General features: G+C 60.0%; 22 protein-coding genes. 8 read left to right on the forward strand and 14 right to left on the reverse strand.

Translation table 11 applies throughout. The features are described 5' to 3' along the window. The first annotated feature begins 71 nt into the window (after positions 1-71). Together ACIPZC_RS16645 and ACIPZC_RS16650 are read left to right on the forward strand one after the other, a co-directional pair. The gene (locus ACIPZC_RS16645) at positions 72-2,033 is read left to right on the forward strand and encodes an acetoacetate--CoA ligase (protein WP_400628217.1); all 1,962 of its coding nucleotides are present in this window, start codon (positions 72-74) and stop codon (positions 2,031-2,033) included. Positions 2,034-2,069: 36 nt separating this feature from the next. Beyond that, on the forward strand, positions 2,070-2,345 hold the full coding sequence (locus tag ACIPZC_RS16650; protein ID WP_046786145.1) for a peptidylprolyl isomerase: 276 nt from the start codon (positions 2,070-2,072) through the stop codon (positions 2,343-2,345). Between the two features lie 9 nt (positions 2,346-2,354). Here the strand turns inward: ACIPZC_RS16650 and ACIPZC_RS16655 are convergent, their stop codons facing one another. Beyond that, complete coding sequence (locus ACIPZC_RS16655; protein WP_400628219.1) at positions 2,355-2,978, reverse strand: LysE family translocator; 624 nt, start codon at positions 2,976-2,978, stop codon at positions 2,355-2,357. A gap of 131 nt (positions 2,979-3,109) precedes the next feature. Between ACIPZC_RS16655 and ACIPZC_RS16660 the strand changes: the two genes are divergently transcribed. Continuing rightward, the gene (locus tag ACIPZC_RS16660; RefSeq protein ID WP_400628221.1) at positions 3,110-3,931 is read left to right on the forward strand and encodes an AraC family transcriptional regulator; all 822 of its coding nucleotides are present in this window, start codon (positions 3,110-3,112) and stop codon (positions 3,929-3,931) included. An 86-nt stretch (positions 3,932-4,017) separates the two neighbouring features. Then, positions 4,018-4,632, forward strand: a complete 615-nt coding sequence (locus tag ACIPZC_RS16665) for a LysE family translocator (RefSeq protein ID WP_400628223.1) — start codon at positions 4,018-4,020, stop codon at positions 4,630-4,632. Here the strand turns inward: ACIPZC_RS16665 and ACIPZC_RS16670 are convergent. Beyond that, positions 4,613-5,305, reverse strand: coding sequence for a metallophosphoesterase (locus tag ACIPZC_RS16670; RefSeq protein ID WP_400628225.1), 693 nt, complete (start codon positions 5,303-5,305; stop codon positions 4,613-4,615). The two genes, ACIPZC_RS16665 and ACIPZC_RS16670, sit on opposite strands and share 20 nt — an antisense overlap. A 202-nt stretch (positions 5,306-5,507) precedes the next feature. Here ACIPZC_RS16670 and ACIPZC_RS16675 point away from each other — a divergent pair, with 202 nt between their 5' ends. Both ACIPZC_RS16675 and ACIPZC_RS16680 read left to right on the forward strand, forming a co-directional pair. Then, complete coding sequence (locus tag ACIPZC_RS16675) at positions 5,508-6,251, forward strand: carbon-nitrogen hydrolase family protein (protein ID WP_400628227.1); 744 nt, start codon at positions 5,508-5,510, stop codon at positions 6,249-6,251. Beyond that, the gene (locus ACIPZC_RS16680) at positions 6,248-6,490 is read left to right on the forward strand and encodes a hypothetical protein (protein WP_241803494.1); all 243 of its coding nucleotides are present in this window, start codon (positions 6,248-6,250) and stop codon (positions 6,488-6,490) included. Before ACIPZC_RS16675 ends, ACIPZC_RS16680 begins: the two co-directional genes overlap by 4 nt. A 41-nt stretch (positions 6,491-6,531) precedes the next feature. Here the strand turns inward: ACIPZC_RS16680 and ACIPZC_RS16685 are convergent, their stop codons facing one another. Beyond that, on the reverse strand, positions 6,532-7,032 hold the full coding sequence (locus ACIPZC_RS16685; protein ID WP_400628230.1) for a methylated-DNA--[protein]-cysteine S-methyltransferase: 501 nt from the start codon (positions 7,030-7,032) through the stop codon (positions 6,532-6,534). Positions 7,033-7,105: 73 nt separating this feature from the next. Continuing rightward, entirely contained in the window at positions 7,106-7,906 is an 801-nt protein-coding gene (locus tag ACIPZC_RS16690; RefSeq protein WP_400628232.1) for a lipopolysaccharide biosynthesis protein, read from the reverse strand. A gap of 193 nt (positions 7,907-8,099) precedes the next feature. On the opposite strand from ACIPZC_RS16690, the gene ACIPZC_RS16695 reads away from it, so the two are divergent. After that, positions 8,100-8,297 carry a hypothetical protein gene (locus ACIPZC_RS16695; RefSeq protein ID WP_400628233.1) on the forward strand — a complete coding sequence of 66 codons (198 nt, stop codon included), beginning with the start codon at positions 8,100-8,102 and terminating at the stop codon, positions 8,295-8,297. A 33-nt stretch (positions 8,298-8,330) separates the two neighbouring features. Here the strand turns inward: ACIPZC_RS16695 and ACIPZC_RS16700 are convergent, their stop codons facing one another. From ACIPZC_RS16700 to ACIPZC_RS16740, 9 genes are all read right to left on the reverse strand, one after another. Continuing rightward, positions 8,331-8,660, reverse strand: coding sequence for a hypothetical protein (locus tag ACIPZC_RS16700; RefSeq protein ID WP_400628235.1), 330 nt, complete (start codon positions 8,658-8,660; stop codon positions 8,331-8,333). A 182-nt stretch (positions 8,661-8,842) separates the two neighbouring features. After that, positions 8,843-9,175, reverse strand: coding sequence for a hypothetical protein (locus tag ACIPZC_RS16705; RefSeq protein WP_400628290.1), 333 nt, complete (start codon positions 9,173-9,175; stop codon positions 8,843-8,845). Positions 9,176-9,407: 232 nt separating this feature from the next. Continuing rightward, positions 9,408-9,704: a hypothetical protein gene (locus tag ACIPZC_RS16710; protein WP_400628237.1), complete on the reverse strand. Its 297-nt coding sequence runs from the start codon at positions 9,702-9,704 to the stop codon at positions 9,408-9,410. Positions 9,705-9,807: 103 nt separating this feature from the next. Then, on the reverse strand, positions 9,808-10,035 hold the full coding sequence (locus tag ACIPZC_RS16715) for a hypothetical protein (RefSeq protein ID WP_400628239.1): 228 nt from the start codon (positions 10,033-10,035) through the stop codon (positions 9,808-9,810). A gap of 60 nt (positions 10,036-10,095) precedes the next feature. Next, complete coding sequence (locus tag ACIPZC_RS16720; protein ID WP_241803502.1) at positions 10,096-10,341, reverse strand: hypothetical protein; 246 nt, start codon at positions 10,339-10,341, stop codon at positions 10,096-10,098. Positions 10,342-10,426: 85 nt separating this feature from the next. Continuing rightward, positions 10,427-10,756, reverse strand: a complete 330-nt coding sequence (locus tag ACIPZC_RS16725; RefSeq protein WP_241803503.1) for a hypothetical protein — start codon at positions 10,754-10,756, stop codon at positions 10,427-10,429. Positions 10,757-10,871: 115 nt separating this feature from the next. Further along, the gene (locus tag ACIPZC_RS16730; RefSeq protein ID WP_400628242.1) at positions 10,872-11,378 is read right to left on the reverse strand and encodes a flavin reductase family protein; all 507 of its coding nucleotides are present in this window, start codon (positions 11,376-11,378) and stop codon (positions 10,872-10,874) included. Positions 11,379-11,488: 110 nt separating this feature from the next. Continuing rightward, the gene (locus ACIPZC_RS16735) at positions 11,489-12,523 is read right to left on the reverse strand and encodes a methionine synthase (RefSeq protein ID WP_349975291.1); all 1,035 of its coding nucleotides are present in this window, start codon (positions 12,521-12,523) and stop codon (positions 11,489-11,491) included. Between the two features lie 27 nt (positions 12,524-12,550). Then, positions 12,551-13,534: a DUF1852 domain-containing protein gene (locus ACIPZC_RS16740; protein WP_400628244.1), complete on the reverse strand. Its 984-nt coding sequence runs from the start codon at positions 13,532-13,534 to the stop codon at positions 12,551-12,553. Between the two features lie 369 nt (positions 13,535-13,903). Here ACIPZC_RS16740 and ACIPZC_RS16745 point away from each other — a divergent pair, with 369 nt between their 5' ends. Continuing rightward, a complete protein-coding gene (locus tag ACIPZC_RS16745; RefSeq protein WP_241803507.1) occupies positions 13,904-14,251 on the forward strand; it encodes a hypothetical protein in 348 nt (115 codons plus the stop codon). Between the two features lie 30 nt (positions 14,252-14,281). Here ACIPZC_RS16745 and ACIPZC_RS16750 read toward each other — a convergent pair whose 3' ends face one another. Further along, entirely contained in the window at positions 14,282-14,482 is a 201-nt protein-coding gene (locus ACIPZC_RS16750) for a hypothetical protein (RefSeq protein ID WP_267816099.1), read from the reverse strand. Positions 14,483-14,543: the final 61 nt, after the last annotated feature.

Raw genomic sequence — 14,543 nt, forward strand, 5'->3', positions numbered from 1 at the left:
ATTCAAGCGTAGCGGTACCTGAGCGCCGGCAAGCCGGGGATCAGGTGCGTCATGGCACTGGGAGGTATGGCATGAATGATGTGCTTTGGAGTCCTGCTGCGGCGCAAATCGAGGCCAGCACGATGGATGCCTTTCGCCGCTGGATCAACCGGCGCTACAACCTGCAGCTCAGCGATTACGCAGCCCTGCACCGTTGGAGCATCGAGCATCGCGCCGCGTTCTGGCAATCCATTGCCGACTATTTCCAGGTGCGCTGGCATACCCCGCCCAGCCAGGTGCTGAACGAGGGTGCGCACATGCCCGATGCGCGTTGGTTCGCCGACGCCACGCTCAATTTCGCCGAGCACCTGCTACGCCGGCGTGACGATCACACTGCGGTGACGGCCCTGCGCGAGGACGGCCAGCGCAGGTCACTGAGCCACGCGCAACTGGCCGCGGAAGTGGCCGGGCTGCAAACGGCCTTCAAGGATGCCGGCATCGAGCCAGGTGACCGTATTGCCGCGGTGATGCCCAACACCTGGGAAACCCTCGTCGCCATGCTGGCCTGCACCAGCCTCGGCGCCATCTGGTCGACGTCATCGCCGGAGTTTGGCCTGCACGGCATCATCGATCGCTTCGGCCAGATCGAACCCAAGCTGCTGATTGTCTGTGCGGGTTACCAGTACGCCGGCAAGCAGATCGACCAGGTCGACAAGATCAACCAGGTCTGCGCGCAGTTGCCCGGGCTGCAGCAACTGATCGTGGTGCCCTACACGCGCGAGCAGACCCAAGCCGACGAATTCAGTACCCCTGCCAAGGTCAGCCTGTGGGGCGACTTCTACCAGGCAGGCGGTGAGCCAGGCTTCACCCCGCTACCGTTCGATCACCCGCTGTACATCCTCTATTCCAGCGGCACCACCGGCGTGCCCAAGTGCATCGTCCACAGCGCAGGCGGTGTGTTGCTGCAACACCTCAAGGAACACGGCCTGCACAATGATCTCAAGGCCGATGACGTGCTGTTCTACTACACCACCTGCGGCTGGATGATGTGGAACTGGCTGGCCAGCGGCCTGGCAGTAGGGGCCACGTTGATACTGTACGACGGCTCCCCCTTCCACCCGAGCCCCGAGCGCCTGCTCGACCTGATCGACGCCGAAGGCATCCAGGCCTTCGGCACCAGCGCCAAGTACCTGGCCGCGCTCGAACAGGAGGGCCTGGCGCCGGCACGCAGTCATCGACTGGACAGCCTGCGCCTGATCCTCTCCACTGGCTCACCGCTGTCGCCGCACAGCTATGACTATGTTTACCGCAAGATAAAGGCCGAAGTGTGCCTGGCGTCCATGTCCGGGGGCACCGATATCGTGTCCTGCTTCGTGCTGGGCAACCCCACGCTGCCGGTACGCCGAGGCGAAATTGCCTGCAAGGGCCTGGGTATGGCTGTCGAAGTATGGGATGAGCAGGGTCGCCCGGTGACCGGTGAAAAAGGCGAACTCGTGTGCACCCGCCACTTCCCGTCGATGCCCCTGGGCTTCTGGAACGACGACGATGGCAGCCGCTACCGCGAGGCCTACTTCAGTCAATTTCCCGGTGTCTGGGCGCAGGGCGACTACGCCGAGCAGCTCAGCACAGGCGGCATGGTGATCCATGGGCGTTCCGATGCCGTGCTCAACCCAGGGGGCGTGCGCATCGGCACGGCGGAAATCTACCGCCAGGTAGAAAAGGTCGAAGAGGTGCTGGAGAGCGTTGCCATCGGCCAGCAGTGCAAAGGCGATGTGCGTGTCGTGCTGTTCGTGCGCCTGCGTGATGGCCTCACGCTCGATGACGCTTTGCAACAGCGCATTCGCCAGGTGATCCGCCAGTACACCACGCCGCGCCATGTACCGGCGGTGATCCTACAGGTCGGTGATATTCCACGGACCATCAGCGGCAAGCTGGTGGAGCTGGCGGTGCGCAACGTGGTGCACGGGCTACCCGTGAAAAACACCGACGCGTTGGCCAACCCCGAAGCGCTCGAATACTTTCGTGACCGCACGGAGTTGCACGTTCAGGCATAATGGCGCCCTTTTTTCACCCCGAAGCACAGGTGTCTCATGAAAGCTCAAGCCCGCCACATCCTGGTCAAGACCGCTGAAGAGGCCGAAAAGCTCAAACAGCGCATCGCCAATGGCGAGGCCTTCGACGTGCTGGCCAAGAAGTTCTCCACCTGCCCTTCAGGTAAGCGCGGCGGCGACCTGGGCGAAGTTCGGCCGGGGCAGCTGGTCGGGGCGATCGACCAGGTGATTTTCAAGAAACCCCTGCGTGTGGTGCACGGGCCGATAAAAAGCAAGTTCGGCTACCACCTGGTGCAGACGTTCTACCGCGACTGAAACCCGCCGTTAACGGCGCGCGGCCAGCAAGCCGAGACCTGCGCAACCAAGCAGGCCGGCGCTGACCCGGTTGAACACCCGGCGCGGGCCCGGCTGGCTGAACCAGCGCTGCAGGTAGGCGCCAAGGCCGGCATAGAGGGCAATCGCCACCCATTCCAGCAGCAGGAACAGTACCCCCAACCAGAGAAACTGCTCACTGACCGGGGTGGTGCTGCCTACCGTGACGAACTGTGGCAGGAAAGCGGTAAAAATCAGGATCGCCTTCGGGTTGCCCGCGGCCACCCAGAACTCCTGCCGCGCCAGGCGCCAACTGCCACGCGGTTGCTCGCTGGCCACCAGCGCCTCGCCCACCGGAGCGCACCACAGCTGCCAGGCGATGTAGAACAGGTAGGCCGCACCCACCACCTTGATCACCAGGAACAGGTATTCGCTGGTGTGCAGCACCACCGCCAGGCCCATCGCCGCCAAGGCAATCATGCCGCTGAAGGCGATGAGGCGCCCGCCACCTGCCACGCAGGCGGTACGCAGGCCATAGCGGCTGGCATTGTGCAACGACAACAGGTTGTTCGGCCCAGGTGCCATGTTCAGGGCGAAGCAGGCAGGGATGAATAACAGCAGGCTCGACAGGTCCATTTCGTTCTCCTGGAAATCTGCCGCCAATTTCGATGCTCAAGCGGTACCGGGTCAAGGTACAGCCACAAGCAAAAACTGTACGGCAGTGCGTTCGGCGCTGTTAAGCTGCCAGCCAGACCAAGGACTTCAGCATGCCCCCTACCCGCTCCTCACTCTGGCGCGATCCGGCCCTGCCCTGGGTGGAAAGCCGCCGGGCCTCCCACAGCCGCGCCTGCTACAAGGCCCATAGTCACCCGACCTTCTCCATTGGAGCGGTGGACGCGGGGTACAGCCTCTTCACCGGCGCGGGTGATGGGCAACAGCGCCTGACCCCAGGCACGCTGGTGTTGGTGCCGGCGCAGCGGGTGCATGCCTGTAACCCCGAACCCGGTCAGGCCTGGAGCTACCAGATGCTGCATGTCGAGGCCCAGTGGCTTGCGCAGCTGCGGCTGGAGTCGGGGCTTGATGCGGCCGCGCCGGGGGCCCCGGCACGGATAAGCCGGCTGCCTGCGTTGTACCGTGAATTCTGTAGGTTGAATGAATTGCTGTTCTCGGGTGCAAGCAGCGGCGAAAAGGAAGCCGCCCTTATCGCCTTCATGGGTGATCATGATTTTGCCCAGCATCCGCACCTGGAAGCCGCGCCAGCGCCCGTGTTAGGCCTGCCGGCCCTGGGTAGCCTGATTGAGTACATCGAAGCCCAGGACCCTGCCCGGCTCAGCCTTGAAGTGCTTGCCCGGCAAGCAGGGCTTGGCCGCTATCAGTTGATCCGTGCGTTTCGCGCCGCCACCGGGCTGACGCCGCATGCCTACCTGATCAATGCCCGCATCAACCGTGGCCGCCGGCTGCTAAGCGACGGGCTGGCGCTGGCCGAGGTGGCCTATCGATTGGGTTTTGCCGACCAGAGCCATTTTCAGCGGGTATTCAAGGCGCATGTGGGCGTGACGCCGGGTCAGTATCGGCTGCGCCGGGGTTAGCCGCCTTGGGCAACCTGCAATAATCTTCAATACCTGCTCCTGACGCGCCTGCACACTGCGGCTCCACCCCTTGAGAAAGCCGCCCCATGGAGCAGTTTCTGATCGTCGCCCTCGCCCACTTCCTGGCCCTGCTGTCCCCTGGCCCGGATTTCTTCCTGGTCGCCCGCACCTCGATCAGCGCCGGTTGGCGCGTTGCCAGCGGCGCCTGCCTGGGCATCGCCCTGGCCAATGGCCTGTTCATCAGCCTGGCTTTCGCAGGCCTGGCGGTACTGCAGGAAGGCAGCCCGGTGTTCATCGCCCTGCAGTTGGCCGGCGCGCTTTACCTGCTTTACATAGGCGCGCTGTTCCTGCGCCACGCCGGACGATCCGGCCTGGCTGCGGTCGGTACCCGAGGGGCAGTGAGCGGGTGGTGGCGAGGGCTGGGCATGGGCTTCGTATCGGGCGGGCTCAACCCCAAGAACGGACTGTTCTACGCCAGCCTCGCCAGCATGGTCGCCAGCAGCAGTGTTGGCTGGAAATGGGCCTATGGTGTCTGGATGTTCAGCGTCGTTCTGTTGTGGGACTTACTGGTAGCGGCAGCGATCGGCAACCAGCGCCTTCTGCGGCGCTTTGCTCATGCCCTGCCCTGGCTGGAGCGGGCCTCGGGGATGATGCTGATAGTACTGGCGGGTGCATTGCTGTTCAAACTGGCGCGGGGTTGAGCAGTGCCAGGTCGGCCAAGCCCATCAGGCTGAAATGCCCGCTTGCCCACCCCCCGGTGTCCAGGTGCCAGACGTTGCCCAACCGCTTGGCCTGGAGCACCGGCGTATGCCCCACCAGCAGGGCACGCACGCCTTCAACGGCGCCGGTGTCCCCTTCTTTGAGCCGCCGCCGGGACCATTGGCACACTTCACGCACGCCCGGGTCATCATCTTCCAGCAGACTGGCGCGCAACTCGGCCCAGTTTGTAAAGGGGCTGTCGGCATGGAGCACACCAATCAGTCCGGCCTCTGTCTGTACTTCCATGGCTATCGGCAGCTGCAGAAAGTGTTCGACGAACACCGCCTGCTCATCTTTTGGCAGGTCGAGAAACCAACCGCCGCCCGCTGCCCGATACATGTCCAGATCCAGCCGCCCCCCGTAATGACAGGTGATGGCCAACGATTCGTGGTTGCCCTGCACAGCGTAAAACCACGGCTTGGTCAGCCACGTCAGTGCCTCGAGACTATGAGGGCCACGGTCGACCAGGTCGCCGACGCTGAACAGCCGGTCCACTGCTGGGTCGAACCCTACCGCCGCCAGGCATTGCTCAAGCCGCCGAAAATGCCCGTGAATATCGCCAACTGCCAGATCACGGCCGTGGCTGTTGGCGGCTACCCGCCGAAACCGGCTCATTGCATTCTTCCTCTGCTACTGCACGCTGGGGAGCGGACGATGGGTGCCGCGCTCGTCCATGACGTGCTCATGCCCCTGTCAAGCAACAGCATGGCACAAGTTTCGCCCCGCCCGCGGCCTGCGGAAATACCCTTCACTGGTACAGGCATCCGTGGCGGTAGTATGCTCGGCCTTCGACCTGTACCAGGGAAAGGGATTACCCATGAAACTCTGTGCCGTACAGCTGGCATCCGTCAAAGGCGACCTGCAAGTCAATCTCGACCGTCACATGCACTGCATAGAACAGGCCGCAGGCCTGGGCGCCGAACTGGTGGTATTCCCCGAGCTGTCGCTGACGGGTTACGAGCCTACCCTGGCACGGCAGGTGGCCTTGCCGATCACCTCGGGCCGGCTCGATCCGTTACAACAACTCTGCGACCGCCTGGAAATCTGTGTAGCCGTGGGCCTGCCATTGCCCACGGCTGATGGCATTCAGATCGCAATGCCGATCCTGCGTCCCGGTCAGCCGCGGCTGGCCTACGCCAAACAACGGCTGCACGAGGACGAGTTGGCGTTTTTCTCCGCGGGCGATCAGCCCTTGGTTTTCGCCGCAGGGCAACTGCAGATAGCGCCCGCCATCTGTTACGAGTCGATGTTCCTCGCGCACGCAGCACAAGCCCGCGACAGCGGCGCAGAACTGTATCTGGTGAGCGTGGCGAAAACGGCAAAGGGCGTCCGTGAAGGCCATGAGCACTACCCCCAAGTCGCTCGCACTTTGGGTATGCCGGTATTGATGGCCAACTGCGTGGGGCCGGCCGACAATTTCCTGGGGGCCGGCGGCTCGGCGGCCTGGGACAGCCAGGGCAACCTGCTGGCAGCGCTGGACGGCCGTCAGGAAGGCATCATCTTGCTGGATACCACGAACGCCAGCGCCATCAGCGTATCGCTGAGCATGCCGTCGCCATGAAGTATCTGCTTTTGACAGTGGCCTGTTTTGCCAGCACCTACCATTTGGTTGGCCTGTTGATCGACAGCCATCTGAATGAGCTGGCCGAGGGGTTGCGCCATCGCCCGGATGCGCCACCGCCCGGCCAGTACCTGCGCGAAGTAAGGCCCCAGGCCCGCCGGGCGCATCGGCAGTACACGCTGATGGCAGGCTCGACGCTGGCAGTGGTGGTTTGCCTGATCGCGTACTGGGTCAGCTGAGTGGCCAGGTTCAGTCGCGCCCCTTCACCGCCAATACCTGGCTAAAAGTCCCAAGCCTGGCTCTGTTGGCCTTCCAGCGCCAGGAGGTACTGCTTGGCCGGTATTCCCCCGGCAAACCCGGTCAGGCTCCCGGATGCGCCGATCACCCGGTGGCACGGGGCAATGATCGAGATCGGATTACGGCCGTTGGCCGCACCGACCGCGCGTACGGCGCTGGGGTTACCGATCTGCCGGGCAATGTCGCTGTAGCTTCGGGTCTGGCCGAACGGAATGGTGAGCAACGCCGCCCACACCTGGCGCTGAAACGCGGTGCCGGCAAAGTCCAGTGCCAACTCGAAACGTTGGCGCTTGCCAGCAAAATACTCATCCAACTGACCAGCGGCTTGGCGCAGTATTGGCTTTTCGTCATCGCGATGCACCTCACCCAGGCGCACGCGGTTCTCCCGCTCCTGTTCCCACAGTACAGCGGCCAGGGACTCGCCGCGGGCCACCAGGGTCAAGGTGCCGACCGGGGACTGCATCAGGGTGAAGGCACTGGACATGGGATTTTCTCACTGCAAGGCTGGGTGCGGGCACTGTAGCGTCGGCCCTGGCACCGCGCATCCGTTTTCTTGCTCAGGCATCCACGCAGCTCGCGATGCGGCGGGCTTGGGCCAGGTCGATTTTCGGGATCAACGTCGCGGGAATGCGAGAAACCTCGGACAGGTTGTAAACCCGGAACCGCTCGCTGACAACCTGCTCGGCCATCAGCGTCAGCGACGGCAGTATGCGGCTCTCCCAGTGCTGATCGAGCCCACAGGGGGAATGCTGCCCCTCGGCCTTCTCGTAAAAGCGCCCCAGTGACTGGTCGAGGTCGACACCGACCAGCAACACCTGCTCGAAACCCAGGTGATAGGCCAGTTGCAGCGCTACATAAACCACTGTCCGGGCATCGTAGTAGCCCCTTGAGAGGTCTTTGCTGAAGGCGATCGATCGCGCCCGTTTGCTCCACAACGCCCTGCTGCAGACATGGGTTGCGCCGTGCCCCCGCAACCCGTCGAGCATGCCGGGGTTGTCGGCTTTATGCAGTGGGTAACACGCGGTGCCGAGCGGGATATCCGCGCCGATGAACTGCTCTGGCCACAAAGCCAAGCGCTGGCTATCGCGCAACGCCATGGCAAACAACGCTGGCTGCTGCGTGGGAAAGCTTTTGTCGGTGCAGAGGTAAAAGAACGGCTTCACACCACACGCATCGGTGAGGGAAACCGAACCATTCATGGCAATCACAGGGAGGTGTGCAAATTCAAGCAAGGGGAACTGTTTGGCAGAAGCGCCCGACGCAAGAATCACCACAGGCCCTTTCTGGGTATTTCGGCACGCCTCGAAACTTGAGAACGCGCCACGCTCGGCGTTGAGCCGTGAAGGAGATGTATTCATCGTGCCATCATCGGTTTGGAGTACCTAAAACACAATACCCCGGGGCACCTTACGATCATTTCTACAGAGCGCTCACACCTGGCCAATGTCTGGCCCTGCGTATCAAGCGCCGGCGTCATTTATTCATGAGTCTCCTTGCTGGTTACCCCTGGCGGTACTAATACTTAACTCTCTGCCTGGGGAGGCACGAACAATGCAACCAAGATACGTTATCGTTCCCGCAGTACCTATCGAAAAGGAATCATTCCGTGTCGCCGGCCGCTATTACGCAGCAACCGTCTGCGGCGGCTACGACATCTACGACAACCAAGCAAAGGAGCGTCTCAAGCCCAGTTACTCCAGCAAAGAGGATGCGCAGGTGCAATGCCGGCAGATGAACCTGAAGGCCTAGAAGGCATGGGAGTGCCAGGAGCCAGGCGTCACCTCAATCCAGGCACTCCCTGGCCGCCAGGCGCAGTTTGTTGCCCGAGAGGAAACTACCTTTGTAGAACGTCGCCCGGCTGCCCTCCCCGGACTCCACCACTTCAAGGACTTCATCGGAAGTCACTGCGCTGGGGGCGGTCAGGCGGTAGCCGTGGGAAATGGATTTTTGCGTCGTCATTGGCGCCAGCGCTTGCCATTGGGGCAATACACAGGCGACATAGCCTTCTGGCGACTTGCGGGTCAGCTTGCTGGCTGTCGGCTTTCCGGGGTTGGCACAACCGGCCAGGCTCATCACCAGGACGGAGCAGAAAAAGATGCGAAAGTTAGGCATTTGCATTTGACTCAAGTGAACAGGGTGCATTTTAACCACGGTTTTGCATCAGCACTAATGCACCAAGGTAGGACTCGAACTCGTGCCGCATGCAATCAAGCCAGCTCAGGCGTGGGCGCTGAGAATGAAAAGCCCGCACTTGTGTGGTGCGGGCTTTCATGCTCAGGGTTGCAGTTGGCGAATTAGGCCTTCGAACACATGAGCGCTGCGTCGAGCAGCCGCCCGTGGTCATACCAGGCATCACGCTGATAAGCCATGAACTGGTGACGCGTGCCGTAGCTACGCAACTCTACAAGGCCATTGGCTGTGTTGGGGTCGGTACTGTCGACGAACAGGCGGACCGAGTCGCCACTACCCACCTCATAGGTGGTAGCACTCCCATTCAATTCCTCCTTGACGCACCCCAGATAATCCGGCGGGCTCTTCTCAGTGATACCAGAGGTCTGATCATGCCCATCCCGAACATCGGGGTTATGTGCACACCCGGCCAAAAAAGTTGCAGCCAAGGCTGACATCAGTATTGCGCTTGCGAATGATCTAGAGTTTTTCACGCGACACGCTCCGGCGCCCCCGTCAACAACCCTCGAAAAACAGCTAATGAGAAACGCCCTGTTTTTATTTTGCCCTGCTCATATTAACCCTCACTATTAGCAGGGCAATATTCTTCTTCGCTATATGGCTGGCGACAGCGTCCTAGCTGGTTTGCTGCTGACGAGCACCCGGCATGAGGAGTGCCAACCGCAGCGCTCAATCTTGCTCGGTCAGTTCACAAACGCCATTTGCACCGCCCTTGCCCGTGTACGAAACCCCCACAGACTCATCCGGGTTGACCATGATGGAGACGGTAACCCCAGCGCCCTTGGCTTCGTAATACGCGTCACTGAATTTCTTCACCTTTGCCTCCTTGGCATTGATGTAGACAGGGCCGCCTTCATCCGCGTGCACTTCGATGTCGCCCGGGCATGTGGCATTCACCAATGGGATGCCTGCGTTGGCCATACCTGCAACAGCAATCAGAAAAACGCCCAGCATTGGCCGCCTCATTCAAACCTCCGGATCCGAATACAACCTCAGTTATAGGCATAGACGAATGTGAGCGCGCGCGCCTGCAACCTGACAAGGCCGTCGAAGCTGCCCGCCAGGCGCCTCAGCCTCTGGCACGCTCGTAAGCGTCCACCTGCTGCTTCGGGATCAGCACGGTCCTTGAAGCAGGAAGCTTGCTGGCGACATCGGGGTCACGCGCCACTTCATGTGCGAAACAAATGAGCCAGGCACCGTCTGCCTGAACATCCACGTGGGCCAGGTAACTACCCACTTGGCCAATGGTGAGGCCGGAGGCGTCGGCTATCAGTTGGTATTGGTCAGCAATGTCCATTCGACCTTCCAGGTGCCGGGCCCTTGCCGGCCATGCATGCGTTCGATCGAGTGGCAGGCATCAGGCTCTGCCCGCCTGGCTCTGGACATACTGCTCAGCCATCACCTTGCCTTCGAGGATGGCCTCCGTGGAGGACGAAAATGCCCGACTCACTCGCAGCGTTCTCGAAACACTGCCTGGTCGGCCGACCTCTACCAGCATGCCGGTGGGTGATTCAGTGCACGATTCCCACAGAACGTAAATGGATGCCTGGTAACCCAGGTAAGAATGCACATAAAGGTCATGATTGGTGGACTGAAGGTTCATCTGATTCTCCAACGGGCGCCCTGATTGCACCTCTACTGCAAATACGACTGGTGCGTTCACGCGTGCGTTCCGTTTTCCAGTGCGGTTACCTGGAAAGTCGCGAGCCTTTTCGCGGCAGCGGCTCTGGGGCGGGTGGCTGTGGCGCTGGAAACGTGCGGGCAACCCAATCGCGAGCCCTGTCCAGCGCCCAGGCCATGGCTGCGGACAGCTTCTGTCCAGGGCAATCGGTAAAGCTCTCCTCGAGCAGGAGCACGCCTTTTTTCCCATAGATGCCCAGGAACAGCTGCGTGACGTTATCCCTTGAAAGCCGTGCCTGGATATTGATCAAGGTGCCGCAGGAGAGCCGCTCGTCGTAGTTGCGCACATGTAATTCTGGACTGGCCCAGTCCCAATAAATCTTGCCGCGATTGCGCATGGAGCGGACCTTCACCTTTGACATTCCTGACCGGGAAGACAGCATACACAGCTGCACCGGGGAATCCAGGCAGGAACGACAAGGTTACATTCTTTTACATTTGCAAGCGGCGTGCTCAAACCGCGATGGGTTCGGCGAGGTTGCAGTATTGTCCCTTGAAATACAGCAATGGCTGCGCATCACCGGCTTTGTGCAGGTTGAGCGCCTTCACTTCACCGATCACGATCAGATGGTCGCCGGCTTCGTGCTCTGCGTGAATTTCGCAATCGAGCCAATACAGACTGCCAGCAATGATCGGGTTGCCCAAAGGCGATTGCTGCCACTCGACCCCGTGCCACTTATCCGTCCCTCGGCGCGCGAACTGGTTGGAGATCCCGGCCTGTTCACCGGAGAGAATGTTGACCGCGAAGCGACCTGCCTGGCGAATCTTCGGATAGCTGGCCGAGTTGGACATTACGCTGAATGACACCAGCGGCGGGCTCATCGACACGCTGTAAAACGACTGGCAAGTGAAGCCAATCGGCTCGTCATTAATGTGGGTGGTGATCACCGTGAGGCCGGAGGCGTAGTGCCCAAGCGCTTCGCGCAAGCTCGTCGGCTCGAGAGCATTAGGGAATGACATAGTAGGTCCTGGGTGTTGATTACCGCTCGAAGGTGCAGCAAAAGCCAAGTCAGCCCGAGCATTCGGGCTGAACCTTACCTGAGCCGTCGCTGAGCACCTTCGACTTGGGCTCAGCGTTTGTTCAGGAGCTCTTGACGGACGATTTCCGCGCCCGCGCTCAGCGCATTGAGCTTGCCTCTTGCCACCTCACGCGGCAGCGGCGCCATACCGCAGTTGGTGCAGGGGTAGAGCTTGTCGGCATCTACGAACTGCAGGGCCTTGCGCAGCGTGTTTGCTACCTCTTCCGGGGTTTCGATGGCGTGGTTTGCCACATCGATGGCGCCGACCATCACTTTCTTGCCACGGATCAGCTCGATCAGTTCCATGGGCACGTGGGAGTTGTGGCACTCCAACGAGACGATATCGATGCTGGACTTCTGCAGCTTGGGGAAGGCCTCTTCGTATTGACGCCATTCCGAGCCCAAGGTCTTTTTCCAGTCGGTATTGGCCTTGATTCCATAGCCGTAGCAGATGTGCACGGCGGTTTCGCACTTGAGGCCTTCGATGGCGCGCTCCAGGGTAGCGACGCCCCACTCGTTCACCTCGTCGAAGAAGACGTTGAACGCGGGCTCGTCGAACTGGATGATGTCGACGCCTGCGGCTTCCAGTTCGCGCGCTTCCTGGTTGAGGATCTTGGCGAATTCCCAAGCCAGCTTTTCACGGCTTTTGTAATGCGCGTCGTACAGCGTGTCGATCATGGTCATGGGGCCTGGTAGCGCCCATTTGATCGGTTGCGAGGTTTGCTGACGCAGGAACTTGGCGTCCTCGACGAAGACCGGCTTGCGACGCGCAACGGCGCCCACCACCGTTGGCACGCTGGCATCGTAGCGATCGCGAATCCTGACGGTTTCACGTTGTTCGAAATCCACGCCATCGAGATGCTCGATAAAGGTCGTGACGAAATGCTGACGTGTTTGCTCGCCATCGCTGACGATGTCGATACCGGCATGTTGCTGTTCTTGCAAAGACAAGCGCAGCGCGTCCTGCTTGCCTTCGATCAGTTGATCACCTTCCAACTTCCACGGGGACCAAAGTTTTTCAGGCTCTGCGAGCCAGGACGGTTTAGGCAAGCTGCCAGCCGTTGAAGTGGGGAGCAATTTTTTCACAATAAAAGACCTTGTACGTTAGACGATTCAAGCGGCGTCACTGGCAGACCACTGCTCAAGAATGGCGTAATAGGGTTTGATGAAGTGCTCTTCGGCAAACTTCCCTTGCTCGATAGCGAGCCGGCCGCGTTCTTCACGATCATAAACAATACGCGTCAGCGAATAATCCTGGTGTTGCAAGCTGGGCTGATAAGACTTCCCGGCTGCGGAGTTCGCGTTGTAGATTTCAGGCCGGTAAATTTTCTGGAACGTGTCCATCGTGCTGATGGTGCTGATCAATTCCAGATTGGTGTAGTCACCCAGCAAATCACCGGCAAAATAGAAGGCCAGCGGTGCAACACTGTTCGGCGGCATGAAGTAGCGAACCTTCAGGCCCATCTTGCTGAAATACTCATCGGTCAGGGAATACTCGTCCTGCCGGTACTCGACGCCGAGCACGGGGTGCTGATTCTCTGTGCGCTGGTAGGTCCTGGCGCTGGAGACGCTCAGGCAGATGACCGGCGGCTTGCTGAAATGCGCCTTATACGTGTCCGAGCTGACGAAGGACTTGAACAGCTTGCCGTGGAGGTCGCCAAACTTGTCGGGGGTGCTGAATTGCGCCTGGCCCTTGTTGTGGCTCAACAACAGCACGCTGAAATCATAATCCCTTACGTAGGAGGAGAAGTTATTCCCCACCATACCGGCGATACGCTCATTGGTGTGACGGTCAACGACCGTCGTTTTCAAGACCTCGATCAATGGCAAGGCAGGCGTGCTGCGTACAGCACCGATATTCATTTCAACGGAAATGATTTCAAGCTCGAGCGTATAACGATCAGCATTGGGGTTGTCCCAATGCGCCAAGGCATTGAAGCGATTGTCGATCATCTTCAGCGTATTGCGCAAATTCTCTTGACGACTCGCCCCTCTCGCCAAATTGGCGAAATTGGTCGTTGTGCGCGTATTGTCCGATGGCTGATAATGCTCATCGAAGCGAATGCTTTTGAGGGCAAATGCAAATTCATTGCTCATGTTGGCCTGACGTCCTGATCTCGTAATCCGTTCAGTGCACCGTATAGCTGTTTTGATCAGCTAATTAGTGGGTCACTGGCGCTAATTGAGGGGCAGTTTATAGAGCGCGGTTGAGCGGTGGCTAATGAATTGATTTCAAAGGATCGTTAGCGCTGCTCATGATCAGGCCAGGATCAGATGAATATCCTTCACTCAGCTGAGCTTTGAGGCCTTGGACGCTCGCGATTGCTGATCTCCACCCCACGCCCCGCCCTGCCGCCCTGACGCCAGCAGTACTCGCAATCGGCTGGGTGTTTGGGTGGTCAGAGAAAATCGTGTAGGCAATACCGGAAGCCGGCGAACACAGGCAGGGTGAGCTAGAGTTTTGGTATGTCCACGCACCGTGAGATAACGATCATGCTAAAACAAGAAGCAGACGACGTGATTGAGCGTATCAGGGAAGATCTGAAAAGGCATGGCGTGTTGATTGGCTACGATCCAGAGTTCACCACCCCTGATTTCGGTTGCGACCTGGACCACCACGTCGCTCAGGTCAGAGAGGATCCAGAAGCCCGCGTCCTGTGTATCGTGATACATGACGAAGGCTTGTGGGCTCAGCTCAAGCAGGGGTCCATTTACCGCTGCGTCGTCAGTGAGTGTAAAGGCAAGCTGTTCGGCCTGCCGGTCATCATCGACCCGCAAACCGATGCGTCGTACACCATTGAATACAAGCCCTGACGCGGCTGCAGGGTAGCCTGCCAGCGAGGGTCACCATCTGCCTGCCAGGTAGAACATCCCTCCACCAAGCGCCGTCAAGACGATGCCGTCAAACACATCGCCAAAAGAGGCTTTACCTGAACACCATGCCTCGATCTGCGTGGCCAGGAAAAAGACTGCGATGAATAACACGGCGCCCGCGATGCGGCGCTGAACCTTGAACCTGGCCTTGTCGGTTCCGAACCACAGCATGCATGCCTCCTTTCGTGTTCACTGATGGGCTCAGGATAACCCGACGCGCGCATCGATACCG

It is taken from the genome of Pseudomonas sp. NPDC089743, from assembly GCF_044748785.1.
Classification (GTDB): domain Bacteria; phylum Pseudomonadota; class Gammaproteobacteria; order Pseudomonadales; family Pseudomonadaceae; genus Aquipseudomonas; species Aquipseudomonas putida_X.